The 15,684-nt window shown below is 41.3% G+C and carries 18 protein-coding genes and 2 pseudogenes; 2 read left to right on the top strand and 18 right to left on the bottom strand.

What is annotated here, in order from left to right; all coding sequences use genetic code 11:
- From LIR34_RS09680 to rsgA, 4 genes and pseudogenes are all read right to left on the bottom strand, one after another.
- A pseudogene (locus LIR34_RS09680) lies at positions 1-87 on the bottom strand (IS200/IS605 family transposase); the annotation flags it as partial.
- Positions 88-301: 214 nt separating this feature from the next.
- Positions 302-1,060, bottom strand: coding sequence for a class I SAM-dependent methyltransferase (locus LIR34_RS09675; RefSeq protein WP_244092297.1), 759 nt, complete (start codon positions 1,058-1,060; stop codon positions 302-304).
- A gap of 23 nt (positions 1,061-1,083) precedes the next feature.
- On the bottom strand, positions 1,084-1,710 hold the full coding sequence (locus tag LIR34_RS09670; protein ID WP_173902629.1) for a GNAT family N-acetyltransferase: 627 nt from the start codon (positions 1,708-1,710) through the stop codon (positions 1,084-1,086).
- Positions 1,711-1,835: 125 nt separating this feature from the next.
- Entirely contained in the window at positions 1,836-2,501 is a 666-nt protein-coding gene (rsgA, locus tag LIR34_RS09665; protein WP_173902628.1) for a ribosome small subunit-dependent GTPase A, read from the bottom strand.
- A 60-nt stretch (positions 2,502-2,561) separates the two neighbouring features.
- Between rsgA and LIR34_RS09660 the strand changes: the two genes are divergently transcribed.
- Both LIR34_RS09660 and LIR34_RS09655 read left to right on the top strand, forming a co-directional pair.
- Entirely contained in the window at positions 2,562-2,840 is a 279-nt protein-coding gene (locus LIR34_RS09660) for a hypothetical protein (protein WP_227240592.1), read from the top strand.
- A gap of 135 nt (positions 2,841-2,975) precedes the next feature.
- Positions 2,976-3,773, top strand: coding sequence for an Rpn family recombination-promoting nuclease/putative transposase (locus LIR34_RS09655; RefSeq protein WP_161286650.1), 798 nt, complete (start codon positions 2,976-2,978; stop codon positions 3,771-3,773).
- Positions 3,774-3,861: 88 nt separating this feature from the next.
- Here LIR34_RS09655 and LIR34_RS09650 read toward each other — a convergent pair whose 3' ends face one another.
- The 14 genes and pseudogenes from LIR34_RS09650 to LIR34_RS09585 all read right to left on the bottom strand — a co-directional run bounded on the left by LIR34_RS09650 (position 3,862) and on the right by LIR34_RS09585 (position 15,613).
- The gene (locus LIR34_RS09650; RefSeq protein ID WP_173902627.1) at positions 3,862-4,104 is read right to left on the bottom strand and encodes a hypothetical protein; all 243 of its coding nucleotides are present in this window, start codon (positions 4,102-4,104) and stop codon (positions 3,862-3,864) included.
- Positions 4,067-4,345, bottom strand: a pseudogene (locus LIR34_RS17970) (DUF6075 family protein); the annotation flags it as partial. The gene LIR34_RS09650 and the pseudogene LIR34_RS17970, both read right to left, overlap by 38 nt.
- Before the next feature lie 286 nt (positions 4,346-4,631).
- Positions 4,632-6,314 (bottom strand): recombinase family protein, encoded by a 1,683-nt coding sequence (locus LIR34_RS09640; protein WP_265107719.1) that lies wholly within the window; start codon positions 6,312-6,314, stop codon positions 4,632-4,634.
- Positions 6,311-8,224 (bottom strand): recombinase family protein, encoded by a 1,914-nt coding sequence (locus tag LIR34_RS09635; RefSeq protein ID WP_173902626.1) that lies wholly within the window; start codon positions 8,222-8,224, stop codon positions 6,311-6,313. Before LIR34_RS09635 ends, LIR34_RS09640 begins: the two co-directional genes overlap by 4 nt.
- A complete protein-coding gene (locus tag LIR34_RS09630; RefSeq protein ID WP_173902625.1) occupies positions 8,221-8,409 on the bottom strand; it encodes a hypothetical protein in 189 nt (62 codons plus the stop codon). Before LIR34_RS09630 ends, LIR34_RS09635 begins: the two co-directional genes overlap by 4 nt.
- On the bottom strand, positions 8,406-8,573 hold the full coding sequence (locus LIR34_RS09625; protein WP_227240596.1) for a hypothetical protein: 168 nt from the start codon (positions 8,571-8,573) through the stop codon (positions 8,406-8,408). Before LIR34_RS09625 ends, LIR34_RS09630 begins: the two co-directional genes overlap by 4 nt.
- A 142-nt stretch (positions 8,574-8,715) precedes the next feature.
- Entirely contained in the window at positions 8,716-8,946 is a 231-nt protein-coding gene (locus LIR34_RS09620; protein WP_021650484.1) for a hypothetical protein, read from the bottom strand.
- A 4-nt stretch (positions 8,947-8,950) separates the two neighbouring features.
- Positions 8,951-9,271: a DUF6508 domain-containing protein gene (locus LIR34_RS09615; RefSeq protein ID WP_044960788.1), complete on the bottom strand. Its 321-nt coding sequence runs from the start codon at positions 9,269-9,271 to the stop codon at positions 8,951-8,953.
- 464 nt (positions 9,272-9,735) lie between these two features.
- A complete protein-coding gene (locus tag LIR34_RS09610; protein WP_330384935.1) occupies positions 9,736-10,449 on the bottom strand; it encodes a succinate dehydrogenase/fumarate reductase iron-sulfur subunit in 714 nt (237 codons plus the stop codon).
- Positions 10,446-11,990, bottom strand: coding sequence for an FAD-binding protein (locus tag LIR34_RS09605; protein WP_173902624.1), 1,545 nt, complete (start codon positions 11,988-11,990; stop codon positions 10,446-10,448). Before LIR34_RS09605 ends, LIR34_RS09610 begins: the two co-directional genes overlap by 4 nt.
- Entirely contained in the window at positions 11,987-12,526 is a 540-nt protein-coding gene (locus tag LIR34_RS09600; protein WP_173902623.1) for a pilus assembly protein PilX, read from the bottom strand. The genes LIR34_RS09605 and LIR34_RS09600 overlap by 4 nt, the downstream gene beginning before the upstream one ends.
- Positions 12,527-12,536: 10 nt before the next feature.
- A complete protein-coding gene (locus LIR34_RS09595) occupies positions 12,537-13,055 on the bottom strand; it encodes a DUF6921 family protein (RefSeq protein ID WP_107001871.1) in 519 nt (172 codons plus the stop codon).
- Positions 13,056-13,071: 16 nt separating this feature from the next.
- Complete coding sequence (locus LIR34_RS09590) at positions 13,072-15,195, bottom strand: heavy metal translocating P-type ATPase (RefSeq protein WP_173902622.1); 2,124 nt, start codon at positions 15,193-15,195, stop codon at positions 13,072-13,074.
- 58 nt (positions 15,196-15,253) lie between these two features.
- The gene (locus tag LIR34_RS09585; protein WP_021650476.1) at positions 15,254-15,613 is read right to left on the bottom strand and encodes an ArsR/SmtB family transcription factor; all 360 of its coding nucleotides are present in this window, start codon (positions 15,611-15,613) and stop codon (positions 15,254-15,256) included.
- Positions 15,614-15,684: the final 71 nt, after the last annotated feature.

Raw genomic sequence — 15,684 nt, 5'->3', positions numbered from 1 at the left:
TATTTTCCGCCGGTATTTCACCGACCATACCATATGGTAGTTGATATTACACACACAAGTTCTATAATGTATTAGATTTTCTTTCATACATATAGTATAACATGATGAGTGGAAATGTGCAACAAAACCCCAAACATATTTTCGATTGTTTGTATGCCGGTTACGGCACTAATATCAGGGTGGGGGAGGAATTATTATATTTTTTCAATGTGCAGATATGCACAATCCTGCGCTTTCATCTCGGTAATTGAATTGCCGAGGATTCCCGCTTATTATCCTAAATAATTCGTCTACTCTATTTTTATTCTCGTATGGAATAAACCATCAATTGAATATCATTATCAGAACTCGGCTTTCCACTGAAGTCAGCAAAGCTGTTACAAATACGAAGTCCTAATTTACCGAATATCTCCGTGATTTCATCCAAACTATATAACCTTATAGGATTTCCTTCTTTCATTTCAGGCTTATAAAGTGCTTCTCCATACATATAGTCTACCTGCCCATATATCAGCGTTTTTCTATCCTTCTCCCATTCAAAAGCAGATAATGTAAGTCCCTTTTCTCCTGCATCCCATAACTTGCAAGGGAAATGTGTTTGGGCATAGCTTCCATTCATGATATCCATAAAGTGCTTTCCACCATTTTTTAATGCTTTCGCAATGACAGAAAAAATCTTATGATTTTCCCCATCGTCTTCAAGATATCCTATTGCTCCATCCGCCATATTCAGCACAACATCAAATTCCTTATCAAATGTGATCGTGCGAATGTCCTGACAAATGAACTTTGCATTCAAATTTTCTTTTTTTGCCTGCTCGTTTGCATAATCTATGTACGCCGGTGTAATATCAATACCGGTAACATCATACCCACGTCTGGCAAACTCCAGTGAGTGCCGATCAAATCCACATGCAAGATCAAGTATTTTTTCCGTTCCTTTTAACTGTAACTGCTTGATTAGAAAATCTACTTGTCTACCTGTATCTTCTACCCATGACATATTCTGAATATCCAGCGTCCAATTTTTCTGATACCAGTCTTTTTCCATTGCTTTCATCTAAATTTACCTCCTGCTTTTCATCATTCAAAAATCTGTCCCGGTAGTTTTTTCTTTTCTAAATATGGAAACGCTCTATCAAATTCTTCTGCTTCATTTTCATCCACCAGATACCCTGCTGGTGTTGCATATTCACCTGTTATGCCATCTAGATAACCCGAAATCAGTTCTTTACATAAAAAGAATGAAGCATCATCCCCTTCTTCCAGACCATGGTAACGAATACCAAATTCACTTGCTTGTTTAAATCCGCTTTTCCCATAAAAATCAATATTTCCTTCAAAACATAATGCTCCGCATCCAAGTTCTTTTGCTTTTTCTAAAGAATAATCCAGTAAAATCTTTCCATACCCTTTCCTTTTAAGCTCCGGTGCAATACAGATCGGTCCCATAGTCATAATGGGAATACTTCTGCCATCATCGGCTACAATCACAGCCTTCATAAACATATTCTGTCCAATCAGATGTCCATCTAATGTCATAACAAAATCCAACTCTGAAACAAATGCCGGATCATTGCGAAGCTGATGGAGTACATAATGTTCCAGACAGCCTGGTCGATACACATTCCAGAAACTCTCCCTTACCAGATTTTCTACCTCATGGTATTCATTTTCTCTTTCCAATCGAATGATAATGTTTTCTTTCATTTTCATTTTCTCCATTTCTTTTTTACTCATAATACTTTTTTGGTTTTTCAATATAAAAAAGCCACAATTCTAAATCAAACTCTTTAGAATTAGCGGCTCTGCGTCTTTTGCGTCTGGCTCTTCATTTATTGTTTATAATTATGCTTATTTAATTTGGCAATCTGTTTGAATTTCCTTTTCTTAGCAACAAGATAATCAACTGCATTTTCATTGTATGCATTCTCTGCTTTTAATCTCATGTACGCTCTATATCGTTCTTCTGTTATCAATCCATCTTTTACCGCTTGTCTTACTGCACAGCCGGACTCATTTCCATGAGAACAATCACTGAATCTACATTTTCCAACCAGTTCTTCAATATCAGAAAATGTATGATCAATCCCATCCTGAGCACTCCACATTCCAAGTTCCCTCATTCCCGGAGTATCAATCACCATTCCTTTTCCCGAAATCATAAAAAGCTCTCTATGTGTTGTGGTATGCCTGCCTTTATCATCATTTCGAAGACCACCTGTCTCCAGTTGATCTGTTCCAAGTACATGATTGATAAGTGAGGACTTTCCTACACCCGATGAGCCTACGAATGCAACCGTATGGTATTCCTTGAGATATTGATAAATCTGACTTAAACCAGCCTCGTCTACTATGGATGTTTCAATAATCGGTACCCCGATTGCTATATTTTCTATTTCTAACAGCTTTGTATCCACATCATCACATAAATCCACCTTGGTCAATACAATGACAGGCATACTGAACAGCAACTTAAAGATGTGAATGAGCAGATTCATTTTACCGGACAATATCTGGCATATAAAAATGTGTACGCCGATTATCGTAGGAGCCGCAATATGGACAAATTTTATGAAGAACACCGGACAGAACTTTCCCTATATAACACAGCCTTCCGAACACTCAAAGAAAAATCCAGCGGGCATAAATTGCCTTCCATGAAATCTCTCTATGCTGAAAAAGACCGGCTTGTTGAATTGAGGGATAGACAGCGTGAAGATTTTTCTAATCATCGGGATTATGAACGGGAACTTCGCACTGTGTCTGCGAATATTGATATGATTCTTGGGAAGAATCGTGAGCAGAAACAACAGATTGAAAAAGGAAAAGATTTATAGACTGTTATTTTTTATCGGAATTTGTCATTTCAAAATTCAGGTATTGAGGATTACTATTTGCCATGTTAAAATAATGATACAGGAATCCATGTTTACTATATCCCATTCTAAAGGAAAGCAGGTGGTGTTTTTACAATGAATAATACAGAAGAAACACTAGATTTTGAGCAAAGACATAAAGAAGATCTACAACGCCTTAGGGGGTTCCGTCTTTTAGATGATGATTTTATGAGTAAAGTTTTTGAAGATAAGGCATGTGCAGAATTTCTACTTCAAATTATTTTGCAAAGACATGACCTTAAAGTACAATCTGTGCAGGGACAATACGATATAAAAAATTTACAGGGACGTTCTATTCGCTTGGATATATTAGCTGTTGATTCCAATAACCGCATTTATAATATAGAAATTCAAAGAAGTGATCGTGGTGCTGATGCAAAACGTGCAAGATACAATAGCAGCCTTATAGATGCCAATATAACTGAAGCTGGTGATAAATATGATGCCCTCTCTGAAACCTATGTGATTTTTATTACAGAAAACGATATATTAAAATCAGGACTTCCAATTTATCATGTTGACCGCATCATCCAGGAAACCGGTGAGCCATTCGGTGATGAAGCTCATATTATTTATGTGAATTCTCAAATCAAAGACGAAACAGAACTCGGAAAACTAATGCACGATTTTTCCTGTACCGATCCGAAAGATATGTATTATAAAATACTTGCTGACAGGGTACGTTATTTCAAAGAAGATGAGGAAGGAGTTTTGACTATGTGCAGAGAAATGGAAAATATGCGAAAAACTGAACGCATTGAAATCGCTAAGCGTATGCTGGCTTCCGGTAAACTCACTTACGAAGATATTGCCACTTTTACAGACCTGACCTTAGAAGAAATCAAGGCTCTGGCTGTACAGAAAACTGCATAACTTATGAAGAAGAGGGTGACTCTAAACTCACTAATAGAGAGACCCTCTTCTTTACTACATTGCTCTAATATATACAGCTATTTCCGATTTAATATTCTCTCTTTATATAACTACTCCTCCACTCATTAATATCACCTTCGTTAAATTGTCCCTGTGTTTGTCGTACAATCTCTCCAAGAATAGCCGCACAGCTTTTTCCTACATAACTTTTCCCAATTATCGCAGCAACTATATTTTTCCCTTTCTTTATAATCCTTTCTTCAAACTCTATTAAACCTGGATGAATAATATCCCAGGTTAAATGCCATACGGACAATTCGTAAACTTCCACTGGTCTGCCACCCTTCCTGCAGGCATTCCGTTTTTACACATCCAGTTTTAAAATTATAGATTTTATTCACATTATTTCTTGTGTCTCTGTCGATACCCAGGCAATAAACCAAAGCTCGATGGTAGACATCCTGATATCTGCATTTTTTCAGATATTCCTCATAAAATTTTTCGTGTTCCCTGCTCTTGAAAGTAATTGTGCGAGAATTGCTATTCTCTGCTCTTAACGCTGTGTTTGTCATTCTCATTTTCCTCCTGAATTTTTAATATTTGGGTATAAAAAAGACACTCCATTTCTGGAATGCCCCATAAAAAATAGGGACACCCGCTTTTAACAAGTATCCCTATAATCTATCAATGATCTGATAGCTCTCTATTCATTTTCATATTCAAGATTCTTTGTGTTCCCCGTCCCGAGGTCTAACGCAACAACAACGGTTACTTTCTTCACAAGGCTCTTTTCTTTGTGATTTTCACCTATTTTTTTGAAACTGAAAAACTCCACAAAGTGCGTAAATTCAAGGATTTCTACATATTTTTCCTTTGTAGCAACACCACAGTCTCGACTGTGTTTTCGTTGAGCAACCGAATTGCTTCGCCTTCAAAACCTTCATAATACACCGGAAATGCCAGATCAATCTGCCTGATGATGCGCCCATCATCCATCTTTTCCGAGTATAACTCAATTGCATCAATAAACAACTGCATAAACTCCTTTTTTTCAATATCTGATATTTCTGCATACAGTATATCAAACTTTTGCAGGATTTGGTACAGTTGTTTTTCACTAATTTGTCTTCCATACGCTGCCTTAATCTTTTCCTCCACATCGGCAATCTCATTCTCAAAACCAGAAATCCTGTCGTAAAGATTATCCAGACGGTCCTGCATGTCCTGGAACTTCCTTGCATAATGCTTATCGCCAGCATCCAAAGTATCCAGCATCACAAGCAGTTTATTCTTCGCCCCGACAACCTGCTGTAGCTGTTTCTGCAGCTGCTCCCTCTCAGTTTCCAAAGCAGAAACATCCACCTTCTCTTCCAGTTTCTCCTGCACAAACTTTCGGAACTCATCCCCCGCAACCATATACCGGATAAATTCCTCTACTTCCGCATTAAACACTTTCTGGTTCAGCATCGGCTTGTAATCACAAATCTTTCCATCGACTTTTTTTCTGTGATGACATCTGTAATAAAATGTATCCTTGTATTCCCCAGTTTTCTTATTCTGCCGTCGCTGAACAGTTCCACTCATTCCACCGCCGCAAAGAGGACATCTGATCAATCCAGTTAAAATATGTTCATGCTCCAGACTATGAGTTTTGACAAATCTAACCCCCGTCCTCTTCCTTTTCTCTCTCGCCGCCTCCCACGTCTCTTCATCCACAATCGCCTCATGCAGTCTATCTGCCAGCAGGTAATCATCAGTCTTCACACGCCGGTATTCATCCCTCGTTCCCTTCACCTTCTCCGTAACATTCTTCCCGTAAGCAATCTTCCCAGTATAAACCGGATTATCCAGAATCTTCATGATCAGTCCTCTGGCAAAATAGTTCAGCTCATGCCCCCTGACCTTTTTCTTCGTATAACCTCTCTGGTTCAGATAATTACAGATAGCATCTGCCCCCATATCCGTATGCACAAACTTGTCATAAATAATCCGCACAATCTCCGCTTCTTCCTCATTCACCACCAGAGTGCTATTCTTGGAATCCAGATCATATCCGAAAGGAGCCTGTCCGCCATTCCATTTTCCCTCTCTGGCCTTCTGCTTTCTTCCTTCCATTGTCTGGACCAGGATATTCTCCCTTTCAATCTCAGCCACTGCCGACAGCACCGTGATGGTCAGCTTTCCGGAATCCTTAGAGGAATCAATTCCGTCTTCCACACAGATCAGATTCACACCATAATCCTGGATAAACTGCAGGGAGTTTAAAACATCTGCTGCATTCCTTCCAAAACGTGACAGCTTAAACACCAGAATAAATGCCACTCCGTCACGTTCCTCGGACACATCCTGCAGCATCCTCTGAAACTCCGGTCTGCCCGTAATGCTCTTTCCGGATTTACCAGCATCACAGTATTCCCTGACCACTTCCATTTCCTGGAACTCCGCAAACTTCATCAGCCTTTCTTTCTGTGCCTCCAGACTGTAGCCGTCCACCTGCATTGTCGTAGAAACACGGATATAAATATAACATTTCTTTTTCACACTGCACTCTCCTTCCTGTACTCCACATCCTCATCCAGCATCCGGAAATGCTTCAAGGCATCCAGAATTAACACTTCCTTTTCCACCGGACAGACCGGCACATGATTCTTATTTTTAGCCGGCTTGTTATAAGCCTTTCCCACATCCAGACCATACTTCCGTTTTACCTGCGCAATATATAAGGAAGAAACATTCATTCCATACTTTCCTTTCACATATGCCCTGATCTCCGCATAGGTTGCTTTTGCCTCAGAAGCAGTCACCCGATGCTCTGTACAGTCTACTTCAAATGTCACCACTTCATCCGGTTCATCATTCTCTGCCCTTTTTCCTTCATCTTCATAATAAACCGGAAAACGAAACACAATCCTTTTCAAAATCCTGCCGTCTTCCCTTTCTTCCTGGAAGACATCAATTCTTTCAATGAACTGCCTGCACAGCTCCCTGCGTTCCTCGCAGTTCATTCTCTCAAACAGCAGGTCAAAGTTATCAAGAATCTTCTGTATATTATCAGAAGAACGAACGCCTTTCTTCAAAGCCTCCATCCGCTTTTTCAGCTTCCGGATCCTTTCCTCCAGAATCTCGATTCTGTCATAAACCTCATCAATCTTTGACTGAACAGCCTCGTATTCATCATCATAATCTTCTGCAAGAACATCCAGATTATCCAGTTCCGCCCCCAGCTTATATTTCAGATGCTCCTGACTGTGCAGTTCTTTTCTGGTTCTTTTCAGATCCGCTTCACAAGCATCCAATGAACTCCTGTCACCAACCGTATTCATAACCGTCTGACGGAACTCCCGCGTCTCTGTCACCTTTCCAACAATTTCCATCACAGCTCCGTCCAGTTTTTTCTGATTGTACGTCCAGCTACAATTACAGACACGCCCTGCACTCTTACGATAATTCCGGCATCCATAAGAATAAACAATCTTATAATAGCCCCCATGATTATTGTTCTTTCGTTTATTCTTTTTTGTAATCATTCCAGTTCCGCACACTGGACACTTCACCAAACCAGACAGAAGACTGATTCTCTCCGGATCATCCACCTTTTTCTGCGGCCTTCTCAGCCTCTTCCGCTTCTCCTGCACCCGCATCCAGACATCTTCCGAAATAATTGCCTCATGCTTTCCCCTGACGGAAATGATCTCTTTTGGATTTCTCTTAATCTCCTCAGAATTTGTCCGCCTGTTATATACGATCATCCCATAATAAATAGGATTTCCCAGCACCGAAGAAACAAAATCCGAAGTGATAACCTTATCCTCTCCCTTCACCACACGCTTATAACCATTCTCATTCATCCAGCCCACAACCGTATTCAGCATCATATCCGGTTCCAGATACTTCTGATAAATCATCCTCACCAGATCCACCGCCTCAGGAACCACCACCAGTTCCTTATTCACACTCACATATCCATACGGCACGCCGCCGCCCGGCCATCCCCCTTTCATCAGCTTCTGCATCCTCGCCGTCGTGAACTGGACTGTAATATTCTCATGCTCCATTTCTGCCACAGCCGACAGGATAGCAAGTGTCAGCCTTCCGCCCTGTGTAGAACTGTCAATGGCATCCTCAACACAGACCAGATCCACATCAAAATCCATCAACAGCTGCACAGACTTCAAAATATCTGCCGCATTTCTTCCAAAGCGGGATAACTTAAACACCAGCACACAGGAGATCTCATCTTTCTCACAGGAAATGTCATCCATCATTTCCATAAAAGCCGGTCTGCCCTTGATGCTCATTCCAGATCTGCCTGCATCACAGTATTCCCTGACCACTTCCATTTCTTTATAGTCCGCATACTTCCGAAGCCTCTCTGTCTGTGCTTCCAGACTGTATCCCTCTGTCTGAGCCGCTGTAGAAACACGGGTATATATGTAACATTTCTTTCTCAAATCTTCACCTCATTTCGGTTGCCCATCGTCATACGGTTGCCGTACATAAAATATATCGGAATCACCAGTCTGTGCCAACTCGCAGAACGACCAAAAAAACTGCCCCAAAATCCACTTTCTCCTATGCGGTTTCCATAGCGCAAAAAGACCGGCAGCCCCAAAAGACCACCGGCACACTCGATCACTTCCCCTGCAGCTGTGCATTTCTCTCCTCAATCTCCCCCAGAACCACATCCCCGTACTTCTGGATCATTCTTGCCAGAAACTCTGCACACTTTTCCATGTTTAGCCTGGCCTGTTTCTCCGTCAGTCTGCCGGTATCGATCAGTTCAATTTTTCCCATAGCCAAAAACCACCTCCTACTGTTCCAAGGAGTCCTGGTCCCTGATTTTTTGACTTTCCGGACAAAAAAATAAACCCGCTGCCATCCACAGATTTCTCCGCAAACAGCAACAGGTTTCCCCTGATCATTTATTTACTTTATCATCCGTTCAATACCATCGGTCATACGGATTCCCACGCACCCTCTTTGTCTCTGGTGCCTTCTCAATACTCTTTTCAGCTTCTTCCCTCGTTGCAAACAGCCTGTGAGCCTTCACCTGTATTCCGCCGCCCGTATCTGTAAAACGTACCAGGAACATCCCGCCGGAACACCTGCGGATCTCCACTTCTCTCACATACCTGTTTGATTCCACAATATATGCAGTATCCCCGACTTTCATAAAATCACACTCCTGCACTCAAAACATCCTTCATCCTCACCAGAACAGGAAGCACCTGCCCGTCAGCAAATCTCCGTTCAAAAGAACCATTGGAAAAATGATCTTCTCTCAGCAGCATTGTCAGCAACGCCGTACAAAGTTCATAATCCGCTCCCGGAACACGTTTCAGTTCCTCATTACAGTCAATCGGCTCCGTAATCATGTAATCCCCATAATTTGTTTTCAAATCTCCTATTGTCTTTAACAGATCTGCATACAGATTCTCTTGTGGATTCTTTAATTCCAATATTTCCTGAATTTTTCGTAGTTTCTCTGACTTTGTCAATGCTATACACCACCTTGATAAACGCTCGAATATATGTTCTTTATATTTTAACATATACCCAATAATTATTCTAACGCAAAATATATTCATGTAATATCCACAACAGCAAGGTTTCGTTGCGACTACGAAATTGATACAATTTAACGGTGCACACCCTTGTGAACACCCCTGTTCGCCTTTCGTTAAATAATTAAAATAGGCTACTCTTTTGCATATTTCTGATCAGCCTGTTTCTTCCATAAAAAAAGAGACATTGACATAATTTGATCAATATCTCTTCTGCTGCTTTGCTGAGACATATTCTTCCGACTGGATATACTCTCTCAGGGAAGCATCAGATTCATCCTTGACGGAATCCAGTCCATAATAAAACCGCTACCACACCGAAACAAAGGATATGTCTCTATTTTCGGTAAAACCATAGATGTAGGTTAATCATGTTTTTTTAATCAGCGTTTTGATACTCACTGTCTTCCCCAAATAGCTACCGAATTTGACCTCACGATCAATTCTTCGACAGGCAGACCAATCGGGCAAATGTTATGGCAAGCTAATGATTTCCCGCATCCCTCAAAATAATTTTCCTTATATTGAGTTGAAACCTCATTCCGATGGCTTATTTCCTGTTCTTCATTCAGAATCCGAAATGCGTTGACTGCAGCAACAGCGCCTGCGAAAGTCCCATTTGCAGAGAAGTTAGGACACACTTCAAGGCAGCAGCCACACATCAGACAGCGTGCCGACTGGTATCTCGGTTCATGTGTCCACGGATTCATATAAGCTTCACTTTCAAGCCAAAGGTTCAGTTTTTTCAAATTTTCAAACAGAATTGACCGGTCAACGATCAAATCTCTTACAAGCGGAAATTTGCTTAAAGGTTCCAAGGTGATTGTAGAACCTTTTAACGTATGTAGAAATGTAGAGCATGCCAGCCTCGGACGTTCGTTAATCAGCATGGCGCAAGCCCCACATTTTCGCACCATACAGCTACATTCCCAGCTGATGGGAGTAACTATATTCCCTGAATTATCTTTCAAAGGTGTTCTACTGTTCAATTCCTTTAGAACATTGGCAACAGAGCTGTTTTTGCTTCCGTCAAACTCAAATTCCTGCCAATAACTGTCTGATTTCTGACTCTCCTGCCGCCTGATTCTTATTTTATATACCAAGTGAATCACCGCCTTTCTGGAACAGGTACAAAGGAAATCTGTATCTGCTTTCCATCAAATCTGGCTACCGTTGTTTTAAGGTAATCATCGTCATTGCTCTTCGGATAATCCTCCCGCCAGTGTGCACCACGGCTTTCTTTTCTTGCAAGAGCACTCTTTAGAACTGCCATTCCAAGCAATGGAAGATTTCCTGTCAGCGCTTGTACCGTTTGAATCCCATTTAACAACGTATTCTCATTTCTGACAACGCCCATAGTATCCTGCATCACTTTGTTTAATTGCTTTATTTCTGAAATTTGAGACGTTGGTGGAAAATCTATCTGTGTCGCACAAGATAGATCTACTACATCTGCCTGTTCACATGCTGATTTTGCCGCAACACGTCCTCCGTATAACGCTCCTAACAGAGAATTTCCACCAAGACGGTTGGCACCATGATATTGGGCACAGCATTCTCCGGCAGCGTAAAGATTCTGAATCGGCGTTCTGTGCTGTTCATCCACAAGAATACCACCCATGAAGTAGTGGATTCCTGGCAAAACAGGCACCGGTTCCTTCCGGATATCCTTATGCAGATATGTCATGCAGTCATCTGCTAAGCCAGACAGCTTATTTGAAATGATCTCCTTCGATATTTCCGTCATATCAAGAAATACCTCGGATTCATGGCTGACCTTCCATATTTCTCTGGCGGTAATATCACGGGGCATCAGATTTCCAAGCTCCGGGTATTTTTCCTCCATGAAATACCACGGCTGATTGTTTCTGAGAGCAAACAGCCTGCCGCCTTCCCCTCTAGCTGCCTCGCTGATAAGCATACGTTTCCCGCCGCATTCCACAGTAGTCGGATGATACTGGATCATTTCACCATTTGCCAGAGGAACACCAAGCCGGAACAATTCTGCGGTTACTTCTCCCGTATTGGACAGCGAACCTGTTGTATTCCCAAACAATCCGTGCATACCACCGGAGGCAACAATGACCGCATTCCCCGGTAATTCCACAATTTCCTGACTGTATTCATCCCTGATTACGCAGCCACAACAAATATTGCCACACAGACGAAGTGTTAGGAAAGAATGATGGCTGAACCGTTCTACCATACCAGATGCTTCTTTCCTGCGAACAGCGTCTATCATAGCTGTCATGATCTGCTTCCCGGTATCGCTCTGTGCAAAAGCAGTCCGTTTCTTTTTCTGCCCGCCAAAATTCCGCAGATCCACATCATCATAGCCACTCATGTTAAATTTAACTCCAAGTTTTAGCAGCCAGTGCACCAGCTCCGGTGCTGCCTGTGTCATTCCCCAAACTGCATTTGGATCTGCCAGACCACATGCTGCCTTTATTGTATCTGTAAAATGTTCTTCGGGACTGTCGTTTTCATCTTTTGTATTCAAAGCTGCGTTGATACCGCCCTCCGCCATAACAGACTGTGCCCGCTCTGACGGAAGGGAGGAAACCAGTTTTACATTGCATCCATTTTCCGCTGCCTGCAAAGCCGCTGAAAGTCCTGCCAGTCCAGCACCTATAATAATAATTGTCTTACTCATAGATATTGCCACCCAATATAATATAAAATAACCGCTCCCGCTATAAAAAGAAGAAGCACCGAAAGGATCAAATAAATATCACTCCTTCGTTCTTTATAACTGATGATTCCCAGTGATACGAGCAATGGGCGGATATTGATAAAAATATGGACAAAGATTGCCGCTACGAACAAAAGCTGAGTTATCATCTTTACAATTGTAAAAGGGAACAAAATATATGTCCCATTCTGCACCTTTCCAAACAAGCCAATATGGAATAACAGCAGAATCAGTATTGCCATCCCACTGGCTCGTCTCGCCCAAAATATGACGTTTTGTTTCAGATACATTTTTCCTGATTGCTTCGCTGTCTGTAAACTCTGAACTGTCAGGATGACACCAATCACCGTATGCACAACAAGAATACCAACACCAATCCATGCAAGAAGTTTCCCTGCACTACTTCCAACTCCGTTCAGCATAAAGCTGCCCATGATTCCATGAATCATAAAAATGAGAAGCATTAAAACAGACAAAATCGTATTCCATTTTCTCATAAATTCCCGCTCACCTCATTTCTTCGCTGTCCATGATCATATAGTCCATCTGTGTTAGCGTTGTAACGTCAATAAAATCATCCGATGCCAGGAATACATCATACTTTCCACTTACCACTCTTGATAGCATCATTGTGTTACTGTACTCTTTCAGATCTACGGAAAAACCGGCCTGTTTCAACCTGTCACAGAGTTTCTTAGCATAACTGACAAGCGGATAATCCGTCTCAGATACATATAACCGAAAACTAATGTCCGTTTTCATGAGATCTGTTTCATTTGTTTCCGAATCGTCCAGTGCCAATTCTTTTAATTTATTCCGGGTGTTCTCGTTGTCGAGACCATCTGACATCATATTAATACCGAGAACATAAGAGCCTTCCAACTGTGCGGAGGCTTGAGCCGCCTTTTTTGACTTCGGTGTTGCTCCTGTGACTGCATCAATCATAGAAGGCGGTGAGTGCAAAAGTGCACCGAAACCTGCAAGAAAAACAATTGTAACTGCTAACAGAATCAATTTCCGTTTCACATTGCCACCTCGTTTCTTATTTTTTCAAAATCCTCATTGCGTTCAAGACGGCAATTATGGTAACGCCTACATCACCAAATACAGCTTCCCACATTCCAGCTATACCCAGAGCACCAAGGATCAGGAACACACTCTTAATTCCAAGGGCAATCACTATATTCTGCATGACAATTTGCTTTGTCGCTTTTGCCACATCAATCGCATCCACCAGCTTAGATGGTTCATCTGTCATCAGAACCACATCCGCAGCTTCAATGGCCGCATCTGAACCAAGACCACCCATTGCGATACCAACATCCGCACGAGCAAGGACAGGAGCGTCATTGATACCATCACCAACAAAAGCTAATTTGCTTCCCTGTCTCTTTTTACTGTCTAAAAGCTCAACCTTTTCCACTTTTTGATCAGGAAACAGTTGTGCATAATATTCATCCAACTGCAATTCTTCCGCAACAGCCTTTCCGATTTTTTCATCATCACCAGTAAGCATGACTGTTTTTTCCACACCGATATGTTTCAAATCAGAAATTGCTTTTTTGCTGTCCGGCTTTACTTCATCTGTTATCAGAATGCATCCGGCATATTGACCATCTACTGCTACATAAACCTTTGTACCAACTTTTTCACAGGCTGTGTACTCCACATGCTCTGAATCCATAAGTTTCGTATTGCCGGCATAAACTTTCTTCTTTCCTGCCATGGCACTGATTCCATATCCGGAAATTTCCTTGTAATCAGAGATAACTGATTGGTCAATTTCTTTTCCATAAGCAGAGAGAATGGATTTTGCAATAGGATGGTTAGAAAAGCTCTCTGCCTGGACCGCATACTCCAGAACCTGTTCTTTTGAAAATCCATTTGCAGGCAGAATATCAGTCACATTGAAAACACCCTTTGTAAGTGTTCCAGTTTTATCGAACACAATAATGCTGACATTATTAAGCGCCTCTAAATAATTACTTCCTTTTACAAGAACACCTCGTTTAGATGCCGCACCAATACCTCCGAAGAAAGTCAGCGGGATTGAAATGACCAATGCACATGGGCAAGATACCACAAGGAAAACAAATCCTCTGCGAATCCACTCTGTCCAACCTCCACCAAGAAGGATCGGTGGCAGAATTGCCAGAATAGCTGCTAAGATTACAACAACAGGAGTGTAATAACGTGCAAATGTAGTAATGAAATTTTCTGTTGGTGCTTTTCTACTGGACGCATTCTCCACAAGATCAATAATCTTTGAAGCAGTAGATTCACCAAATGCTTTCGTTGTCTTAATCGTTAAAACACCCGTCTGATTCATACAACCGGAAAGTGCTTCGTCTCCTTTATGAACGCTTCTCGGAACCGATTCTCCAGTTAAAGCCCTCGTATCCAGCATAGAATCTCCATCCAATACCACACCGTCTAATGGGATTTTTTCACCAGGCTTTACAATAATAATCTCGCCAATGGCAACACTTTCAGGAGATATGGTAATCAATTCTCCGTTCCTTCTGACTGTAGCACAATCCGGACGTATATCCATTAAATCTGATATAGATTTTCTGGAACGCTCAACAGCCAATGACTGGAAAAATTCACCAACTTGATAGAACAGCATAACAGCAACTGCTTCCGGATATTCACCAATGACAAAAGCACCAATCGTAGAAACGCTCATCAGGAAATGTTCATCAAACACACGTCCCTTTGAAATATTCCTCACAGCTTGCCATACAACATCCCCGCCAAGAATAATATAGGAGACAATGAGAAAAACTAACTCGACAGGCAGTGGCACTTTCGCAAAAACTGTCAATGCCATACCAATACCATAGATTGCTGCGCCAATCGCTAAACGAATCGTCAACTTCTTGTCCTCATTGTTATAGGATGTATTGGTATCCTGTTTTTTTGCAGGTATATAGTATTCCTGTGCAATTTCGGAAACTTCTACATCTGGCTCATGGCTGTGGACAATCGTTTCAATCTGACTGGCTATTGTATTTGCGGCAACTGGAGCAACATTGATTGTCAGCGTCTGCTTCATCAAATTTACAACTGAGGATTGTACTCCATCCAATTCTCCGACTTCTTTTTCAATTTTTGCGGAGCAGTTCGGACAGTCCAAGCCTTTTAATAAAAATATTCGTTTCATAATGACCTCCTTGTAATTTGTTTAGTTGCTCAATTGCTCAACTATAACGCTAAAAATATTATTTCTGCCATAGATGCTCAAATCCCTTATCAATAATCTCTTTCACATGATCATCTGCCAGAGAGTAGTAAACTATCTGCGCTTCTCTACGGAATTTTACCAAATTCGCAAGACGCAATGCCTTTAACTGGTGTGAGATTGCGGATTTCGTTACCCCCAGTAGCACAGCAAGATCACATACACACATCTCACTCTGTTCCAGAGCGTGTAAGATTTGTACTCTGGTACCATCTCCAAATAGCTTAAATAAAGATGCCAACTGGATATAATCATCTTTGGGTTGCATCTTGGATTTCACATCATTCACAATATCCTCATGAATCACATCACAATTACAAATATAAGACGGTTTAGACATACACTTACCTCGTATAATCGAAGTTGAATAGTTGTTCAACTATGATTATATTCATTTTTTGTTCTATGTCA

Origin of the sequence: Blautia sp. MSK17_66 (genome assembly GCF_020538025.1) — a bacterium.
In the GTDB taxonomy this organism is placed as follows: Bacteria; Bacillota; Clostridia; order Lachnospirales; family Lachnospiraceae; genus Blautia_A.
Note: the sequence above shows the minus strand (reverse complement) of the source record. Positions and strands in the feature narration are given on the sequence as shown.